This is a genomic window from Lonsdalea quercina subsp. quercina (assembly GCF_000688695.1).
Classification (GTDB): domain Bacteria; phylum Pseudomonadota; class Gammaproteobacteria; order Enterobacterales; family Enterobacteriaceae; genus Lonsdalea; species Lonsdalea quercina_D.
The window spans coordinates 47,950-64,980 of sequence record NZ_JIBQ01000009.1; the positions used below are offsets into that span (position 1 = coordinate 47,950).

Annotated in this window: 13 protein-coding genes; 7 read left to right on the forward strand and 6 right to left on the reverse strand. The window is 53.7% G+C overall.

The window, feature by feature from the left end; all coding sequences use genetic code 11:
• Positions 1 to 106: 106 nt before the first annotated feature.
• The 3 genes from bioD to SB13_RS09520 form a co-directional block, all read right to left on the reverse strand.
• Positions 107 to 772, reverse strand: a complete 666-nt coding sequence (gene bioD, locus SB13_RS09510; RefSeq protein ID WP_026740129.1) for a dethiobiotin synthase — start codon at positions 770 to 772, stop codon at positions 107 to 109.
• Between the two features lie 161 nt (positions 773 to 933).
• Positions 934 to 2,151, reverse strand: coding sequence for a sugar metabolism global transcriptional regulator Mlc (mlc, locus tag SB13_RS09515; RefSeq protein ID WP_026740130.1), 1,218 nt, complete (start codon positions 2,149 to 2,151; stop codon positions 934 to 936).
• A gap of 94 nt (positions 2,152 to 2,245) precedes the next feature.
• Positions 2,246 to 3,184, reverse strand: coding sequence for a LysR family transcriptional regulator (locus tag SB13_RS09520; RefSeq protein ID WP_026740131.1), 939 nt, complete (start codon positions 3,182 to 3,184; stop codon positions 2,246 to 2,248).
• Between the two features lie 111 nt (positions 3,185 to 3,295).
• Here SB13_RS09520 and SB13_RS09525 point away from each other — a divergent pair, with 111 nt between their 5' ends.
• Together SB13_RS09525 and tus are read left to right on the forward strand one after the other, a co-directional pair.
• Complete coding sequence (locus SB13_RS09525; protein ID WP_394296370.1) at positions 3,296 to 4,567, forward strand: MFS transporter; 1,272 nt, start codon at positions 3,296 to 3,298, stop codon at positions 4,565 to 4,567.
• A gap of 104 nt (positions 4,568 to 4,671) precedes the next feature.
• Positions 4,672 to 5,607 carry a DNA replication terminus site-binding protein gene (tus, locus tag SB13_RS09530; protein WP_026740133.1) on the forward strand — a complete coding sequence of 312 codons (936 nt, stop codon included), beginning with the start codon at positions 4,672 to 4,674 and terminating at the stop codon, positions 5,605 to 5,607.
• Here the strand turns inward: tus and fumC are convergent.
• The gene (fumC, locus tag SB13_RS09535; protein WP_026740134.1) at positions 5,604 to 7,001 is read right to left on the reverse strand and encodes a class II fumarate hydratase; all 1,398 of its coding nucleotides are present in this window, start codon (positions 6,999 to 7,001) and stop codon (positions 5,604 to 5,606) included. The two genes, tus and fumC, sit on opposite strands and share 4 nt — an antisense overlap.
• Positions 7,002 to 7,179: 178 nt before the next feature.
• On the opposite strand from fumC, the gene manA reads away from it, so the two are divergent.
• The 4 genes from manA (at position 7,180) to SB13_RS17030 (ending at position 13,072) form a co-directional block, all read left to right on the forward strand.
• Positions 7,180 to 8,349, forward strand: coding sequence for a mannose-6-phosphate isomerase (gene manA / locus SB13_RS09540; RefSeq protein WP_026740135.1), 1,170 nt, complete (start codon positions 7,180 to 7,182; stop codon positions 8,347 to 8,349).
• Between the two features lie 69 nt (positions 8,350 to 8,418).
• The gene (locus SB13_RS09545; RefSeq protein WP_026740136.1) at positions 8,419 to 9,954 is read left to right on the forward strand and encodes a YdgA family protein; all 1,536 of its coding nucleotides are present in this window, start codon (positions 8,419 to 8,421) and stop codon (positions 9,952 to 9,954) included.
• Between the two features lie 223 nt (positions 9,955 to 10,177).
• A complete protein-coding gene (gene add, locus SB13_RS09550; RefSeq protein ID WP_026740137.1) occupies positions 10,178 to 11,191 on the forward strand; it encodes an adenosine deaminase in 1,014 nt (337 codons plus the stop codon).
• Positions 11,192 to 11,551: 360 nt separating this feature from the next.
• The gene (locus SB13_RS17030) at positions 11,552 to 13,072 is read left to right on the forward strand and encodes an ElaD/SseL family deubiquitinase (RefSeq protein WP_051616445.1); all 1,521 of its coding nucleotides are present in this window, start codon (positions 11,552 to 11,554) and stop codon (positions 13,070 to 13,072) included.
• 69 nt (positions 13,073 to 13,141) lie between these two features.
• Here SB13_RS17030 and SB13_RS09560 read toward each other — a convergent pair whose 3' ends face one another.
• Positions 13,142 to 14,131, reverse strand: coding sequence for a bile acid:sodium symporter family protein (locus SB13_RS09560; protein WP_026740138.1), 990 nt, complete (start codon positions 14,129 to 14,131; stop codon positions 13,142 to 13,144).
• A 92-nt stretch (positions 14,132 to 14,223) separates the two neighbouring features.
• Positions 14,224 to 15,273 (reverse strand): oxidoreductase, encoded by a 1,050-nt coding sequence (locus SB13_RS09565; protein ID WP_026740139.1) that lies wholly within the window; start codon positions 15,271 to 15,273, stop codon positions 14,224 to 14,226.
• 309 nt (positions 15,274 to 15,582) lie between these two features.
• Here SB13_RS09565 and SB13_RS09570 point away from each other — a divergent pair, with 309 nt between their 5' ends.
• Positions 15,583 to 16,995: a GH1 family beta-glucosidase gene (locus tag SB13_RS09570; RefSeq protein WP_026740140.1), complete on the forward strand. Its 1,413-nt coding sequence runs from the start codon at positions 15,583 to 15,585 to the stop codon at positions 16,993 to 16,995.
• The last annotated feature ends 36 nt before the right edge of the window (positions 16,996 to 17,031 follow it).

A 17,031-nucleotide genomic window follows, 5' to 3' on the forward strand; every position in this document is an offset into this window, starting at 1 on the left:
GCTTAACTTTCGACCGATGGGACCCAAAAACCCGGCGGAGGACGCCGGGTCTATGAAATAAAGCGGGGGGATAAACGGACCAGCGTGAAAACGCCGTTCGCAACGCTTATTGGTCGAGCGCGGACAAATCGATGTAAGAAGACAGTTCGCGCTGTTCCGGACGCGGCAGATAAGGTAGCTCGCCCAGCTGCGGCGCCGGGATTTTCCTGCGCAGCGCGTTGATAACTTCGGCGTAATTCGCCAGACCGGGATTGATCCGGTTAGCGACCCAACCAACCAGCGGCAGTCCGTCGTTGAGGATCGCCTGAGATGTCAGCAGCGCATGGTTGATGCACCCCAGCTGAATGCCGACCACCATAACCACCGGTAACTGCTCCTGTATTACCCAGTCTGAGTAAGTGCGCATGTCATTCATGAGCGTACGCCACCCGCCGCTGCCCTCAACCACCACGGCATCCGCCATCGAGGTGATCTGCTGGAGACCTTCCGTCATGGCGCAATAGTCGATGGTCAGCTCACTGGCGCTAATTTCATCTTCAGGCAGCGCCACCGGATTGATTTGCTGATAAGGGAGAGAAAGGCTGGAAGCCTCCTGCAGGATCATTGCATCTTTGTTACGCAGCCCTTCCGGCGTTTCGATACACCCTTTGCCGATGGGCTTATAGCCCACAACTGTTTTGCCAGACTTCGCCAGCGCCTGCAATAACGCTTTTGATACCACCGTTTTACCAATGGCCGTATCCGTGCCTGTAATAAAAATACGTTTTAACATGAAGATACCACTCCGGAAGGAACCACCAGGGAAATAGATAAAAATGTAAAATCCAATGTCGAAGTCAAAAGTCTAGGCGATAGCCGGAGCAGCCAGCTTGCGTTAGCTCAATATTTTGTTTTGCAGGGGTACGAACTCGTGAATAAATGGAGGTTTTACGATCAGCCTTGCAACAATTTTACCAACAGAGTGCCGTTGTACAAGGCATCTTTCACTAATGCGGCGCCGGGCATGGTGCCCTGATTATAAAAGTCGGTGGCGGTCACCTGCAGATTATGACTGTACGCGGGCAGCGATTGCTGCCGAATGCACTCCAGAATCGCCGGATGAAGAATGTCTGCTGCGCGATTCAGCGGCGAGCCCACCAAAATTTTATCCGGGTTAAACAGGTTGACCATAATCGCCACGATCCGTCCGACATTGTGGCCGACGTCCACGATAATATCGTTGGCGAGCGGATCGCCCCGCAGCGCAGCGTCGCACAGGGTTTCTGCCGTTAGCGGTACGCCATGCAGCGCCGAACTCATGGACTGGGACAACCGCTGCTGGGCCAATTCCAGAATGCTCTCGGTGCTGGCGACCGTCTCCAGGCAGCCGTGGTTCCCGCAATAGCAGCGCTTGCCATAGGGATCGACCTGCGTATGACCAATCTCAATCAGGTTACGGCTCCCCGCGTGCAGGACCTTACCGCCGGTGATGACGCCAGCGCCCACGTTGTGATCGATAACAATTTGAATCACATTCTGATAACCGCGCGAGGCGCCAAACAGCGCTTCCGCCATCGTCCAGGCGCAAATGTCGTGCTGCAGGTAAACAGGCACGCCGATACGCTTAGACAATGCGGGGCCGATCGCCATTTCATGGACATCAAAAAACGGCATACGGTGAATAGTACCGGTGATCGCATCGACGATCCCCGGCGAGGTAATCGCAATCGCCGTCAGCCGTTCAAGCTGACGTTGATGGCGGCTAAAGAACGCGTCTACCTCTTGCAGAATGCGAGACAGTAACGGTGTGGGATGCTCAGCGGGCATCGGCAGCGTCTCTTCCGTGACCAGCGCGCTGCTGAGGTCTCGCAGGGCCAGCGTCATGGTATTGCGGCTGATTCGCACCGCCAGATAGTGCCATCCCTCCGTTTCGAGCACCAGACCGACGGCGGGTCGCCCCCGGCTACCGACATCGGGAAACTCGGTCTCATGGACCAGATGCGCTTCCACCAGTTCGCGGACGATTTTGGTGATACTGGCTGGCGCCAGTTGGGCTTTTTTAGATAGTTCGATGCGGGAGATGGGGCCGAGTTTGTCGATCAGGCGATAGACAGCCCCTGCATTCATCTGCTTAATCTGGTCAATGTGTCCGGGCTGACCGCTGGCAATCACGCTGAAGCGACTCCTGATTTATCATGCGATGTTGTTATTTTTTACACTGCAAAATAAAAAACTGCGGCCATGGTGTCGCTTTTCATAAAAGCCGTCAACTATTTGATTCGTTATGTGATTTACCGCACATATTTGAGCCGGAGTGATTCAACATCAGCGAAATCAGCGTCTGTGCGGCGGTGCTGATCGGCCGTCGCTGATGCGTGACCAGCCACATTTCGCTAATGGCGTCTTCCTCCTGTAACGACAGATATTTCACCCCGTCAACCTTGATGCGTCTGAATGAGGCCGGCAACAGAGAAACCCCGAGTCCGGACGACACCAGCCCCACGATGGTCATCGCCTCTCCCACTTCCTGCGTGATATAGGGTTTCACGCCATAGTTTTTGAGCAAGGTCATCACTTCGTCGTACATCGCCGTTCCCACTTCGCGGGCAAAAAACACGAAGGGTTCCTGTGCGAGCTGACGAACGCTGATGCACCCCTCCGGGGCCATCGCCAGGGGATGTTCCTGATGAACGACGGCCACAAGGGGTTCATGCAGCAAGACCTGATGACGTAATGTGTCGGGCAGCGGGTTGTTACGCATGACGCCGATATCCAGCTTGCCGCTTAGCAGCGGTTCGATCTGCTGTTTGGTGTTGATTTCCACCATCTGGATATGGACTTCCGGAAACGACTGGCGAAACTGCAGCAGACTGCGAGACACGGATTTGACAAACGGCGCTGACGAGGTGAAACCAATGTTCAACTCGCCCACCTCTCCGCGCTGAATGCGGGCGGCGCGATCGGCGGCCTGATTTAACTGATTGATAATGGCCCAGGCTTCTTTCAGAAACTGCGCCCCGGCGGGCGTCAGCCGGACCGTACGATTATTGCGGTCCAGCAGCCGGGCGCCGACCTGCTCTTCCAGGATCTGAATTTGCTGGCTCAGCGGCGGTTGCGAGATACGTAGTTTTTCGGCGGCCCGCCCGAAATGCAGTTCTTCGGCAACGGCGATGAAATAACGAAGGTGACGCAGCTCTATATTCATATTTTAAAACTATCATTCATGATGATTAATATATTATACAAAAGAATCTGGCAGTTCTATGATCGCGGCTCCGTTTTCAAAATTGCCCTCTTATCCAGATAAGGATCGATTGTGAGTACCCCGCTGTCTTCACAAGGAATAGCTTCCACCGTCACTGATGACGCAGACCCTCTTCCTAAAAGCACCCCTTCGATTTACAAAACACCTTATATCAAACGCGGCACTCCGGCCTTTATGCGGGTCACTTTGGCGCTGTTCTCCGCCGGTCTCGCCACCTTCGCCCTGTTGTACTGCGTTCAGCCCATCCTCCCCATACTTTCTCAAGATTTCGGTATTTCGCCAGCGACCAGTAGCCTCTCGCTGTCCGTCTCGACCGTGACCTTGGCCGTCGGACTGCTTTTCACCGGCCCTATCTCCGATAGCGTCGGACGCAAAAACGTCATGGTGGTCTCTCTGCTGCTGGCCGCCGTCTGTACGCTGGTCTGTAGCTTCATGACCACTTGGCAGAGCGTGCTGATCATGCGGGCGCTGCTGGGACTGTCGCTGAGCGGGGTCGCCGCCGTCGCCATGAGCTACCTGAGCGAAGAAATTCATCCCAGCGTCATCGCGTTTTCGATGGGGCTGTACATCAGCGGGAACTCGATAGGCGGCATGAGTGGCCGTTTGATTACCGGGGTGCTGACGAATTTCTTTCCCTGGCGCGTCGCGATTTTCGTTCTGGGGATCGTGGCCCTGTTCGCCGCATTAGCGTTCTGGCGCATGCTGCCTGAATCACGCCATTTTCGCGCAGGTTCGCTGAAGCCGAAAACGCTCTGGATCAATGCGCGTCTGCACTGGCGCGACCCGGGCTTGCCGCTCTTGTTTGTCGAAGGATTTCTGCTCATGGGCTCCTTCGTCACCCTGTTCAACTACATCGGCTACCGTCTGCTGGGCGCGCCTTATTATATGAATCAGGCGGTTGTCGCCCTGTTATCCGTCGTCTATCTGACGGGTAGCTACAGTTCGCCGCGCGCGGGCGCTATGACGGCAAAATACGGCCGCGGCCGGGTCTTGGCAGGCTCTGTCTTGCTGATGCTGACCGGATTGATTTTGACGTTGTTCTCGCCTTTGGTTCTCGTCTTCGCAGGCATGATGCTGTTTGCCGCAGGCTTTTTCGCCTCGCACTCAGTCGCAAGCAGTTGGATCGGCCAGCGCGCGCATCGTGCGAAAGGTCAGGCGTCATCAATGTACCTTTTCTTCTACTATCTCGGCTCCAGCCTGGCTGGCACCACCGGCGGGTTCTTCTGGTATCAGTTCGGCTGGCCAGGCGTCGTAGGATTCCTGGCTGCACTGCTGCTGCTGGCGTTCTATATCAGCTTCCGCTTAAAAGCGCTGCAACGTTAATCCCATCGCCCTTCTTCCCTGATAAGCCAACGGTATAAACACGGTTGTCTCATTGGGGAAGTTGGTTTATAACTTATCGCATGTTGTAACTAATAGAGAGTTTTATGGCCGCTTACGATTTGATCGAACGGATGAATCAGCACTTTATCGCGCTGGAGAAAGAACTACGGGAGATGCAGGAGCAGTTTTCACAGCTTAAGCTCGCCGCCGCCCGCGTGTTCACGCTTCCTCAGATAGAGAAAGGCCGTGAGCACGACCCAATCACACAGATTGCGGTGACGCCGTCGGAAGGCGAAGCCGCGCGCGAGCTAGCGTTGCACCATTTTCAGCGGCTGTTTATCCACCATTACGCGGAGAACATCAGCAGTAAAGCCGCTATTCGCCTGCCCGGCGCCCTTTGCTTCACCGTGGATGAAACGGAGTATCTCGAAGCTGAGCAGCGTATTGAGCACATCAATACGTTGAAGAAGACGCTGGAATACATCATCACCGTCGAGTCAGGACTTGCGCCCGAACAGCGATTTGACTTCGTGCATACGCACCTCCGAGGACTAATCACGCTGAGTGCCTACCGCACTATCCCGATGATCGTCAATCCGGCATCCGTCCGTTTTGGCTGGGCCAACAAAAATATTATCAAGAAGGTGACGCGCGACGACGTGCTGAAACAGCTGGAGAAAAGCCAACAGTCGGGCCGCACGGCAGCGCCTTATAGCCAGGAGCAATGGGCATCGTTGCTGGAACAGGAGATTTCTGATGTCAAACGCCTGCCGGAGCAGGCGTTACTGAAGATTAAACGGCCGGTGAAAGTTCAGCCGATTGCCCGGGTCTGGTATCAGGAACAGCAGAAGCAGGTGCAGTATCCTTGTCCTTCGCCGCTTATCGTACTGTGTCGTCAGAGCGACGGCGCATCAGCGCCCATCCTGGGAGAACTGAATGATTACGATGCCGACAACATCAAGCACAAGCACAAACCCAAAGCTCATCCGTTACGGCTGCTAATCCCGCGACTTCACCTGTATACCGACGAAAGCGCTTAGCGCTTCAGGCTTCCCACCATGTCTTCCGGGCGGACCCACTCATCGAACTGCTCGGACGTCAGATAGCCCAGTTTCAGGGCCGCGGCTTTTAGCGTCAGCCCTTCCTTGTGCGCTTTCTTCGCGATTTCCGCAGACTTATCGTAGCCAATGTGCGGATTCAAGGCGGTCACCAGCATCAGCGAGTCATTAAGCAGCTGTTCGATACGCGGGCGATTGGGTTCGATGCCGACGGCGCAATGCTCGTTGAAGCTCTTGATACCGTCCGCCAGCAACCGCACCGACTGCAGGAAGTTATGGATAATCATGGGCCGATACACGTTCAGCTCGAAGTTGCCGGAAGCGCCGCCGATGTTTACCGCGACATCGTTGCCCAGTACCTGGCAGCACAGCATCGTCATCGCTTCGCACTGCGTCGGATTCACCTTGCCCGGCATGATGGAACTTCCCGGCTCGTTCTCAGGAATGCTTAACTCGCCGATGCCGCAGCGCGGTCCGGACGCCAGCCAGCGAACGTCGTTGGCGATTTTCATCAGTGACGCCGCCAATCCCTTCAGCGCGCCGTGGCCCTGCACTAGCGCGTCGCAGGTACCCAACGCTTCAAACTTGCTGGGCGCAGTCACAAACGGCAGACCGGTCAGAGACGCCAGTTCCGCCGCAACCCGCACCGCATATTCCGGATGCGTGTTCAGCCCGGTCCCGACAGCAGTGCCTCCCAAAGCCAGCTCGGACAAATGAGGGATAGTATGTTCGATGTGTCGCTGACTGTGCTCTAGCATGGCTGACCAACCGGAGATCTCCTGCCCCAGCGTCAACGGCGTCGCGTCCTGCAGATGGGTACGGCCGATCTTGACGACGTCATGATATTGCACCGCTTTGGTGGAGAGCGTTTGCTGCAGCGTTTTCAGTTCAGGGAGAAGATGCTCAAGCACTGCGGTCACCGCGGCGACATGCATCGCCGTCGGGAAAACATCGTTGGAACTCTGGCTCTTGTTCACATCGTCATTGGGATGAACCAGCCGTTCATTGCCGCGTCCTCCCCCCAGCAGTTCACTGGCGCGGTTCGCGAGCACTTCATTCATGTTCATGTTGCTCTGGGTTCCGGAACCGGTCTGCCAGATCGCCAGCGGGAACTCGTTCGGATGTTGCCCCGCGAGTACCTCATCCGCCGCCTTGATGATCGCGTCGCCGCGATCTTTTGGCAATAATCCCAGATCGAGATTCACTTTCGCCGCCGCACGCTTAGTCTGCGCAAGCGCATGGATCAGCGCGCGGGGCATTTTCTCTTCTGAAATACGAAAATGTTCCAGAGAACGCTGGGTCTGCGCTCCCCACAGCCTGTCGGCGGGCACATCAACCGGTCCCATAGAGTCTTTCTCAACACGGATATCGGGCATGACCTATCTCCTTAGAAGATGCGTTTATTTTCGGATAATTGAGGTACTTGACGTTATGGTATCGTCACGAATAAAGCATTACCATGATGGGAATCGAGGTTCTGGATCAACACCCGTCCCCTGTGTCTTTAACCCTTAGTTCACTACGTGAAATCATCAATAACACTAGGATCCCGTTATGCAGAAAATGCTTAACCGTGTTCAGCATTATGCCTGGGGCAGCCCAAGCGCATTGACCGAGCTGTACGGCATGGAAAATCCCGACAATCGTCCGATGGCGGAACTGTGGATGGGGGCTCACCCCAGCAGCAGCTCCCTGTTAGTTGACAATCAGGGGCAGCAGGTCAGCCTGCGGGATATCATCACCGCCGACCCGGAGCGTTATCTGGGCCAGCGCATCGCACAGCGTTTCGGCGAACTGCCGTTCCTGTTTAAAGTGTTGTGCGCCGATCAGCCGTTGTCCATTCAGGTTCATCCCAGCAAAAGCGCCGCCGAGGAAGGTTTCGCCCGTGAAAACGCGGCGGGCATCCCTGTCACCGCGGCGGAACGTAACTATAAAGACGCCAATCACAAGCCGGAACTGGTCTTCGCGCTCACGCCGTTTAGCGCCATCAACGGGTTCCGCAAGCTCGAAGAAATCGCCGAGCTGTTGCAGCCGCTGGCGGGCGCGCATCCGTCCATCGCCGCCTTTTTACAGCAGCCTGACCGTAAGAGCCTGTCGATGCTGTTCGCCAACCTGCTCGAAATGAGCGGAGAGCAGAAAGACACCGCTATCGCGACCCTCAAAGCCGCGCTTAACAGCCGTGACGGCGAGCCCTGGGCGACCATTCGCAATATCACCCGCTTCTATCCGGACGATAACGGGCTGTTCTCTCCTCTCCTGATGAACGTGGTCACGTTACAGCCGGGAGAAGCCATGTTTTTGACGGCGGAAACGCCGCACGCCTACCTGAATGGCGTCGCGCTGGAAGTCATGGCCAACTCAGACAACGTACTGCGCGCCGGACTGACGCCGAAGTACATTGATATTCCCGAACTGCTGGCTAACGTGCAGTTCGAGCCGAAGCCGGCGGAAACCCTGTTGACGACGCCCGTCGTCGGCGAGAAGACGCTGACCTTCTCCGTACCGGTTGACGATTTTGCTTTCTCCCTTCACGATCTCACCGCCCAGCCGCAGGTGCTGACTCAGGAGAGTGCTGCTATTCTTTTCTGCGTCAGCGGAGAAGCCACCGTGGAAAAAGCCCAACAGCGGATTACGCTGCAGCCGGGAGAGTCCTGCTTTATCGGCGCTGATGAATCTCCCGTGCAGATTCACGGTACGGGTCGCATTGCCCGCGTTTATAACTAGACTTTAAACAGCATGATGCTGACGCCCCGATGAGGGGCGGTACTACACAAGATAAAAAGGATACATAGCGTGACGAAAAAAACAGTCGTGGCCGTAGGGGTCATTGTTGCTCTAGGCGCAGTTTGGACAGGAGCTTCCTGGTTTACTGGCAAACAGGTCGAAAAGCACATTGGTGAATTCACAGACAACATCAACAGCCAGTTGAAAACCAACTATCCCAACGCCGGGCTGAAGGTCAGCTACCGTGATTATCAGCGTGGCCTGTTCAGCAGTCACCTGACGTATGTACTCCAGTCCGACGGCACTGCCAGCGACCATCAGGTGCTGGACAACAATCAGGAAGTCGTCTTCAACGAAACGCTCTATCACGGACCGTTCCCGCTGTCTCAGGTTAAACACCTGAATCTGATCCCGTCGATGGCGTCCGTGCACAGCGAGCTGGTGAAAACCGACGCCGTCGCGCCGCTGTTCGAACTGACGAAAGACGTGCCGTTCATCAACGCGGAAACGCGCGTCACCTATAGCGGCGATACCCATTCCGATATCCATCTGGCGGCGATCGATTTCCAGAACCCGGACCAGAAACTGAACTTCAGCGGCTCCGATCTGAAACTGTTCGTGGCGCGTGACCTCAGCCAGGCTCACATCGTGGGCAACATCGCCAGTCTGGCGACCCAAAAGAAAAACCAGCTGGGCCAGAATGAAATGCTGACACTGCAAGATCTGGCGCTGGACTCCACCTCGCGTAAAAGCAAGTTCGATATCAATGTTGGTGATGCCAACATCACTCTGAAAAAACTGACGCTCAACGTTGAAAACGAAAATGGGTTGACCATCAATGATGTGAACGTCTCCAGCGAGAACAACGCGGACGACGCGAATCTGTCCGGGAAACTGGGTATCGACGTCGCCTCTGTCGTCGTGCGCGACCAGAATCTGGGCTCCGTCAACCTGAAGGCCAACTTTGCTGGTGTCGATGGTCACGGGCTGAAGCAGTTCTCAGACGCCTATCGCGCCAAGTTCCAGTCGCTGATGTCCAGCCCGGAACCGATCACTACCGACGAGTACCAACAGCAAATGGCGATGGTCGTGCTGCATAACCTGCCCCAGCTGTTGAAAGGCAATCCGCAGATCCATATCTCGCCGATCACCTGGAAAAACGCTAAAGGACAGAGCGACTTCAATCTGGCGCTGGATTTGACTGACCCGCTGCAGAAAGATCACAACGCCATGACCGGCGTGTCCGATGAAGAAGCGCTGATCCGTCAGTCCATCAAGAACGTGGACCTGAAACTCAATCTGCCGTTGGATATGCTGACGGAGCTGTTCGTCCAGACCGGTCCGAAAGTGGCCAACGACAACGATAAAAAGCAGATTGAAGCCATGGCCCGCCAGCAGGCGCAGCTGATTGCCGGTGTCGGCCAGATGAGCCAGCTGACGGTCACCAAGGACCGTGCGATCACCAGCTCGCTGCAATACGCCGACGGCACCGTGACCTTCAACGGCCGCAAATTGACGCTGGCGGAATTCATCGCACCGTACATTTCTGTCCCCGCTCAGGACGCGCCGCAAGCCGTCCCTGCGCCTGCCCCGCAGGCACAGTAACTCAGCACGAAGCAGGCGCCTCCCCGGGCGCCTGCCCTTAAACACCGTCGTCCCCCAATCCGCCCATTATCGCCCAGACACCCCGCTAAACGGCCTTCCGCTACCACCATTTCGTAACCGTTAGACATGAACTTTTCTGCGAATAAATGGTAATTTGACCGAGTTTATTCTTATACTAACGGCTATTTACTGACTAATTGATTTCATTAATAAAGAGTAAAACATGATTGATCCGCACATCCCACTAACAGATATCCACCGCCACCTGGATGGTAATATTCGCCCTCAGACCATTCTTGAGTTGGGCCGCCAATTCAATATCGCGTTGCCGGGACAGGATCTGGAGTCGCTGCGTCCTCATGTGCAGATCGTCGATAACGAGCCGGACCTGCTTAGCTTTCTGAAGAAACTTGACTGGGGAGTTAACGTGCTGGGCTCTTTGGACGCCTGTCGTCGCGTCGCCTACGAAAACGTTGAGGATGCCATCCGCGCCGGGTTGGACTACGCCGAGCTACGTTTTTCCCCTTACTACATGGCGCAAGCCTATCAGTTGCCGCTTGAAGGCGTGGTTGAAGCGGTCATCGACGGCATTCACGCCGGCTGCCGGGACAATGATGACAAGATCATGATCCGTCTCATGGGAATTATGAGCCGCACCTTCGGCACTCAGGCTTGCCAGCAGGAGCTAAGTTCTCTGCTCGCGCACAAAGACAGTATTACCGCGTTGGATTTGGCAGGCGATGAGTTAGGTTATCCCGGTGAACTGTTTACCGACCACTTCCGTCAGGCGCGAGATGCCGGCTGGCATATCAGCGTGCACGCGGGTGAAGCCGCAGGTGCGGAAAGCATCTGGCAGGCGATTGATCAGTTGGGTGCGGAGCGTATCGGCCACGGCGTTGCAGCGATTGTCGATCGCAAGCTGATGGAGTATATGGCTGAGCATCAGATTGGCGTGGAGTCATGCCTGACCTCTAATATCCAGACCAGCACCGTTCACTCTCTACTCGCTCACCCGCTGGTGCACTTCCTGCGTTACGGCCTGCTGGCCACGATTAATACCGACGACCCGGCCGTACAGGGGATCGAAATCGAGCATGAATACAACGTCGCTGCGCCGCAGGCCGGGCTAACCCCGGAAAATATCCATCAGGCGCAGAAAAACGGTCTGACCGTCGCCTTTATTGGCGAACAGGAAAAAGAGCAATTGCGCCAGAAAGCGAAACAGCGCGCGGCTTAACGATATCTCTCTTCCCGCCTCCCTTCCAGTTTGTTGCTGGTCGGTGGAGGCGGCGCTTCAGTGATGCTCTGACGCCTGTTTCACTCCTATATTCACGCTTTCACATCATTCTTTTTGCCCTTCATAGTCAGGCTTAATCCTACATGGATGACGCGCGACGTCATGACCACAACCCTACTCCCCCATTAACGATCCTGCGCTTTCAGCGGTGTTGAATATTTTCCTGGCATTTAGTCAACCTTCCTTATGTTTCATTATTGAATATTGAAAGCAGGGTTAGACCTTATATCACTTGATGTGAACCAGCTTTATTCTTTGCAAGGAGAATCTTATCTATTATTAATTAAAGCAGGGTTTGTTATGATCACTAACGAATTTTCTCTCTCGCCATTAAATATCAATCAATTTCATGGTTTATTTACAGATAATATCGACCAAGAGACTTTAGCGTTATTAGGTAAATCCGCGACTGACGGTAATCTTGATAGTATTGATATCTTATTCAATCTCGCACTTCGTACAGATAATATCGGAAATCAATCAGAGAGAATTTTATTTGATTTATTCAGCGGAGAAACAAAAGGAAAGAAAGGTATTGATAAAGACATTCAACAGGCCAGTTTGAATTTGTATCATACGGCGATCCAAGCAAAAGAAAAGAACAATATCGACATGGAGAAACTCTACTCTCCATCCGGGGTGCTTTATATGGCTGGTTCCGCCATGACGAGCAAAATTCAAAGACAAGAATTAACAAATTTATTTACCAGAGGATTCGTTTCACAATCTCCTGAAGAACAATTTGACGAGTCTGATGTGTGGTGTAGTAATCGAATGATCAACACAGATGAATTATACGCCGCCATCAAAAACAAGAGCAACGATGACGTCTCAATGAACTTTCCTATTTCATTGAGCCATGCCGCAGTCGACATGAATTTATTATCCGAACAAATTGCTGAAAGTATGACATCCCTTCATTTTCTCGATAAAACAGAGCTGTTTCCTGTCAATACCGGTGATCACTGGGTATTGTTTGGTTTATATAAAAACAAATGCGATGGAAACATCAAAAGCTTTGTTTTCAATTCAACAACAGAATTAAAAGAGGACGTAAAAGAGAAATTTCATAGTGCGGCTGATCTCGCCGGAGTCTACTCAGAAAAAAATCTGACGTTTATCAACGGCAACATGCAGGAGAATGTCCCAAATGGATGCGGCGTTTTTGTTGCTGTCACAGCCGGTTGCCTGTCTACCCATCGCCAGTTTGATCCTTTAGACGTGCTGAATACTTTCGTGAAAGAATTCACTAGCTGGCCTGCTCATGATCAAACCATATTTAATATTGAATCTCGACGTCAGATGTACGCGCACTTCCTGCCTGTTCGTTGGAATAAAACGGAGCAGCCTGTTGAATATTTCACGGAATCAGCGTTGCAAATATTATCTTACCAAGCAACCCCCATGTCAGAGCACCCGAGTCTTAAAAAGCAAAAAGACTCACCCTTAAGCCAAATATTGATGGAAATATATGACTATATCGATGAAGAAAATGATTTAATACAACAGGATGATCTTAAGCCCTATCATGAGCAATTGCTAAAAACCGCAAAAAAAATGCTACCGCTTGCGGATGAACTCAAAAACTTTATTGAGAGCGGCACTCCATTAAAACAGAGTGATAATAAATACTATTATTTTGATAACCACATCCAAAGTGTATTTGACGATTTAAATGAAATTTATATCTCTGATCGAAACCACACACAGGAGCAAAAAAATCTTTTACGCGATAACATACGCCCCCTTATCTATTTATCTCAGGCTCTATGGATGGCGCTGGACAACTTTAGCGCTCAAAGCGAAAACCGCTCCTCGTAAATTATCTGGTTAAAAAAACGCCATGAGTTCTCTCACTCATGGCGTACCTTTCACTCTCTGAACTCGCAACTACTCTTCGGTGCTGTCTGCTTCTACCGGCCGCTTAGCATAACGCTGGGCCAGCGTGGCGCACACCATCAACTGTATCTGGTGGAAGATCATCAGCGGAAGCACCATGGCGCCGACGGCCGCAGCGGGAAACAACACGTTAGCCATGGGGATGCCGTTAGCGAGACTTTTCTTCGAGCCGCAGAACACGATAGTGACCTCATCTGCCTTCGAGAAGCCCAGCTTGCGCGCGGCCATGGTGGTGCACACCAGCACAATCCCCAGCAAGACGAACGAACACACCACGATAGACAGCAAAGACCAGCCGTTGATTTGATGCCAAATACCCTGAACAACCGCCTCGCTAAACGCGACGTAAACCACCAGCAGTATCGATGAACGGTCAGTGATATTGACCAGCTTGCGATGGCGCTGTACCCAATTAGCGATCAACGGACGCGACAGATGACCGAGAACGAACGGCACCATCAATTGCAGGATGATTGACCCGATCGCATGCAGCGTATCCGTCTGTCCGCCTTGTGTATGCATTAGCAATCCGACCAAGACCGGTGACAGAAAGACCCCAAGAATACTGGATGCCGACGCGCTGCAAATCGCCGCGGCCACATTGCCGCGCGCCATAGAAGTAAAAGCAATGGCGGACTGAACGGTTGCGGGCAACGCGCAGAGATAGAGAAATCCAAGATAGACGGTCGGCGTGAGTATTTCTGGAACCAGAAACGACATGGCCAAACCTAGCAACGGGAACAGAACAAATGTGCTGGCGAAGACCACCAAATGCAGACGCCAATGGCTAATGCCGGCGCCAATCGCTTCCCGAGATAATTTCGCACCGTGCATGAAGAACAGCAGTGCGATGGCAGCGGTCGTCAGGTATTCAAAGAACACCTTCACTTCACCCTCACAGGGAAAAAACGAAGCGGTGATGACCACCAGGACCAGAACTAACAGGAATTTATCGATCTTTAAACGTTGCAACCATCCCATAACGAAACGATATCCTCTCAATAAACAATACAGGCGATCCTAAGATCGCCTGTGAGATAGAGAGATAATATGTGGAATAAATACCCACAACGCTAGCTATTTTTTAGCGTCACCGCGCATTTTTTCTGATTAGAAATCAGCCCAAGTTCGATCAATTCCATCACTTTGATCGCCTGCGTGACCGGGACCGGGTTTTCACCCTGACCATTCAGCGCGTCACGAACAGCGGCGTAATAGGCCGTGTAATCGCCTGGAATGGTCGTCACCGCTTCTTCTACCGCCGAGCCTTCTCGGTTCAGCGTCAGCACGCCATCGCGTTCATCGTGTCCCCATAGCGTATCGTCATCAGGCATGCGCCCCGCCTTCAATTTCGCCTCTTGGGGATCGATGCCATATTTCACATAACTGCCGTGGCAACCGTGGACGATGTAGCGCGCTGTTTCCGCAACGGCCAGCAACGTACTGTGCAACACGACACGGCGCTGCGGGTAGATCAATGTCGCATGGAAGTAGTCGGCGGATTTCCCACCAGGACGCAGCTGGGCGAGATCCGCATGGATGGCGACCGGCGCGCCAAACAGCTGCAGTGCCTGATCGATAAGATGAGGTCCCAGGTCGTACCAGATGCCGCTGCCCTCACTGCCGTCTTCGCGCCAGCGCTGGCGAATTTCCGGACGGTAGCGATCGATGTGGGATTCCATATACACCACGTCGCCCAATACACCGCTTTGCACCAGATGTTTGAGGGTCAGAAAATCGCTGTCCCAGCGGCGATTGTGGAAGACGGACAGCACTTTTCCCATGTGGACGGCAACCTGATGCAGCTCGTAAGCCTGAGACAGCGTGACGGTAAACGGTTTATCCACCACCACATGCTTGCCCGCCTCCAGTGCGCGTTTTGCCAGGGGAAAGTGCGTATCGTTCGGCGTGGGTATCACGATGAGATCGATTTCCGGGTCGTCGAATAATGCTTCAGGTTTCTCGGCTACCCGCACTGACGGCCAATCTTCATGCACCTTTTCCGGATGCCGACTTGATACCGCCACCAACGTCATCCCAGGCGTCGCGGCAATGAGCGGCGCGTGAAACGTCTTGCTCGCATAGCCATATCCCAACAATCCGACACGAATGGTATCTGCCATAAATCATTCCCCCAGCCTGAGCGACAGGCTTTTACCGTTATGATCGAACGGCCAGTATACCACCGCGAGCTTTACAGATTTATCGGATAACGCCATCAAAGCGCCGCCCCTCTCTTACCTGTTCTTTCTGTTCAGGCGGGTCTGGCCTTACACACGACCATCTGGGCGATTGCGTGATCAAGTGGTGTGAGTGCGATCACACTTTCAATCTCAAAGAGAAACCGGTTTCAGAAACCGGTTGCAACATAGAATTCAACCCGCCTACACTCCCCATCAGTGAGTTAAAACCATCCAAGTGCGAGGTTTTTTATGGCCACATTTCCGAAAGATTTCCTGTGGGGCGCCGCCACCGCAGCCTATCAGGTCGAAGGCGCACACGACGCCGAGGGTAAAGGCCCATCGATTTGGGATACGTTCTCTCATCTGCCCGGCACCACCTTTGAAGGGACCAACGGCGACATCGCCGTCGATCACTATCACCGCTTCCGTGAAGATGTCGCTCTGATGGCGGAGCTGGGCTTGAAAAGCTATCGCTTCTCCCTCTCCTGGCCACGACTGCTTCCCGAAGGGCGCGGCAGGATCAATGAAGCGGGCGTCGCGTTTTATAGTGCATTGATCGATGCGCTGCTGGAGCACGGCATCGAGCCCATGATCACGCTTTATCACTGGGATTTGCCGCAGGCGCTGCAAGATCAAGGCGGCTGGGAATCCCGTCAGACTATCGATGCATTCGAGGAGTATGCCCGCCTCTGCTACCAGCGCTACGGCGACCGCGTCAAGCTGTGGTCGACGTTCAATGAAACCATCTGCTTTATCGGCTTCGGGTACATTACCGGCGCGCATCCCCCCGGTATTCGCAACCCGTCTCGCGCTCTGCAAGCCTGCCACCATGTGTTTATCGCCCATGCGCGCGCCGTCGCCGCTTTCCGCCAGTCCGGCATCATCGGGAAAATCGGTTTCGTCAACGTACTGCAAACGAATACCCCCCTCGACGACACCCCGGAGAACGTCGCCGCGTGTCAGCTGGCGGACGGGATTTTTACCCACTGGTTATATGACCCGGTTTTACGGGGCGAATATCCGATAGAGTTACTGCATCTGGCGCAGTCGAGCCTCGGCGCGCCAGTGTTCGAACCGGGCGACGAAGCGCTGCTGCGCGACAACGTCTGCGACTTTATCGGTCTGAATTATTACAAACGGGAAACGGTGGCGGCGAATCACGGGGAATCGCGCCTGCAAATCAACACCACGGGTCAGAAAGGCAGTGCGCATCAGGCCGGAAACGAGTTTGGGTTTAAAGATCTGTTCAAATTCGTGCGTAATCCTAACGGGGTCTACACCGACTGGGACTGGGAAATTTATCCCCAGGGACTGACCGAGGGCATCATGAATATCAAGGAGCGCTACGGTGATATCCCGATATACATCACCGAGAACGGTTTGGGCGCCAAAGACCCCATCGTGAATGGCGACATCGTGGACGACGACCGTATCGACTATCTCCGTCAGCACATCGATGCCGTCGGGGAGGCGATTGCGCAAGGCGCCGACGTTCGGGGCTACTACCCTTGGTCATTCATCGACCTGCTGAGCTGGTTAAACGGCTTCCAGAAGCAGTACGGATTCGTGTATGTCGACCATCAGCATCAACTGGCCCGTAAACGTAAGAAGAGCTTTTTCTGGTATCAACAGCTCATTCGCAGCAACGGCGAGTCTCGCTAATGCGCCAGTAAAGACGTATCAACCTCAGGCGTTTCG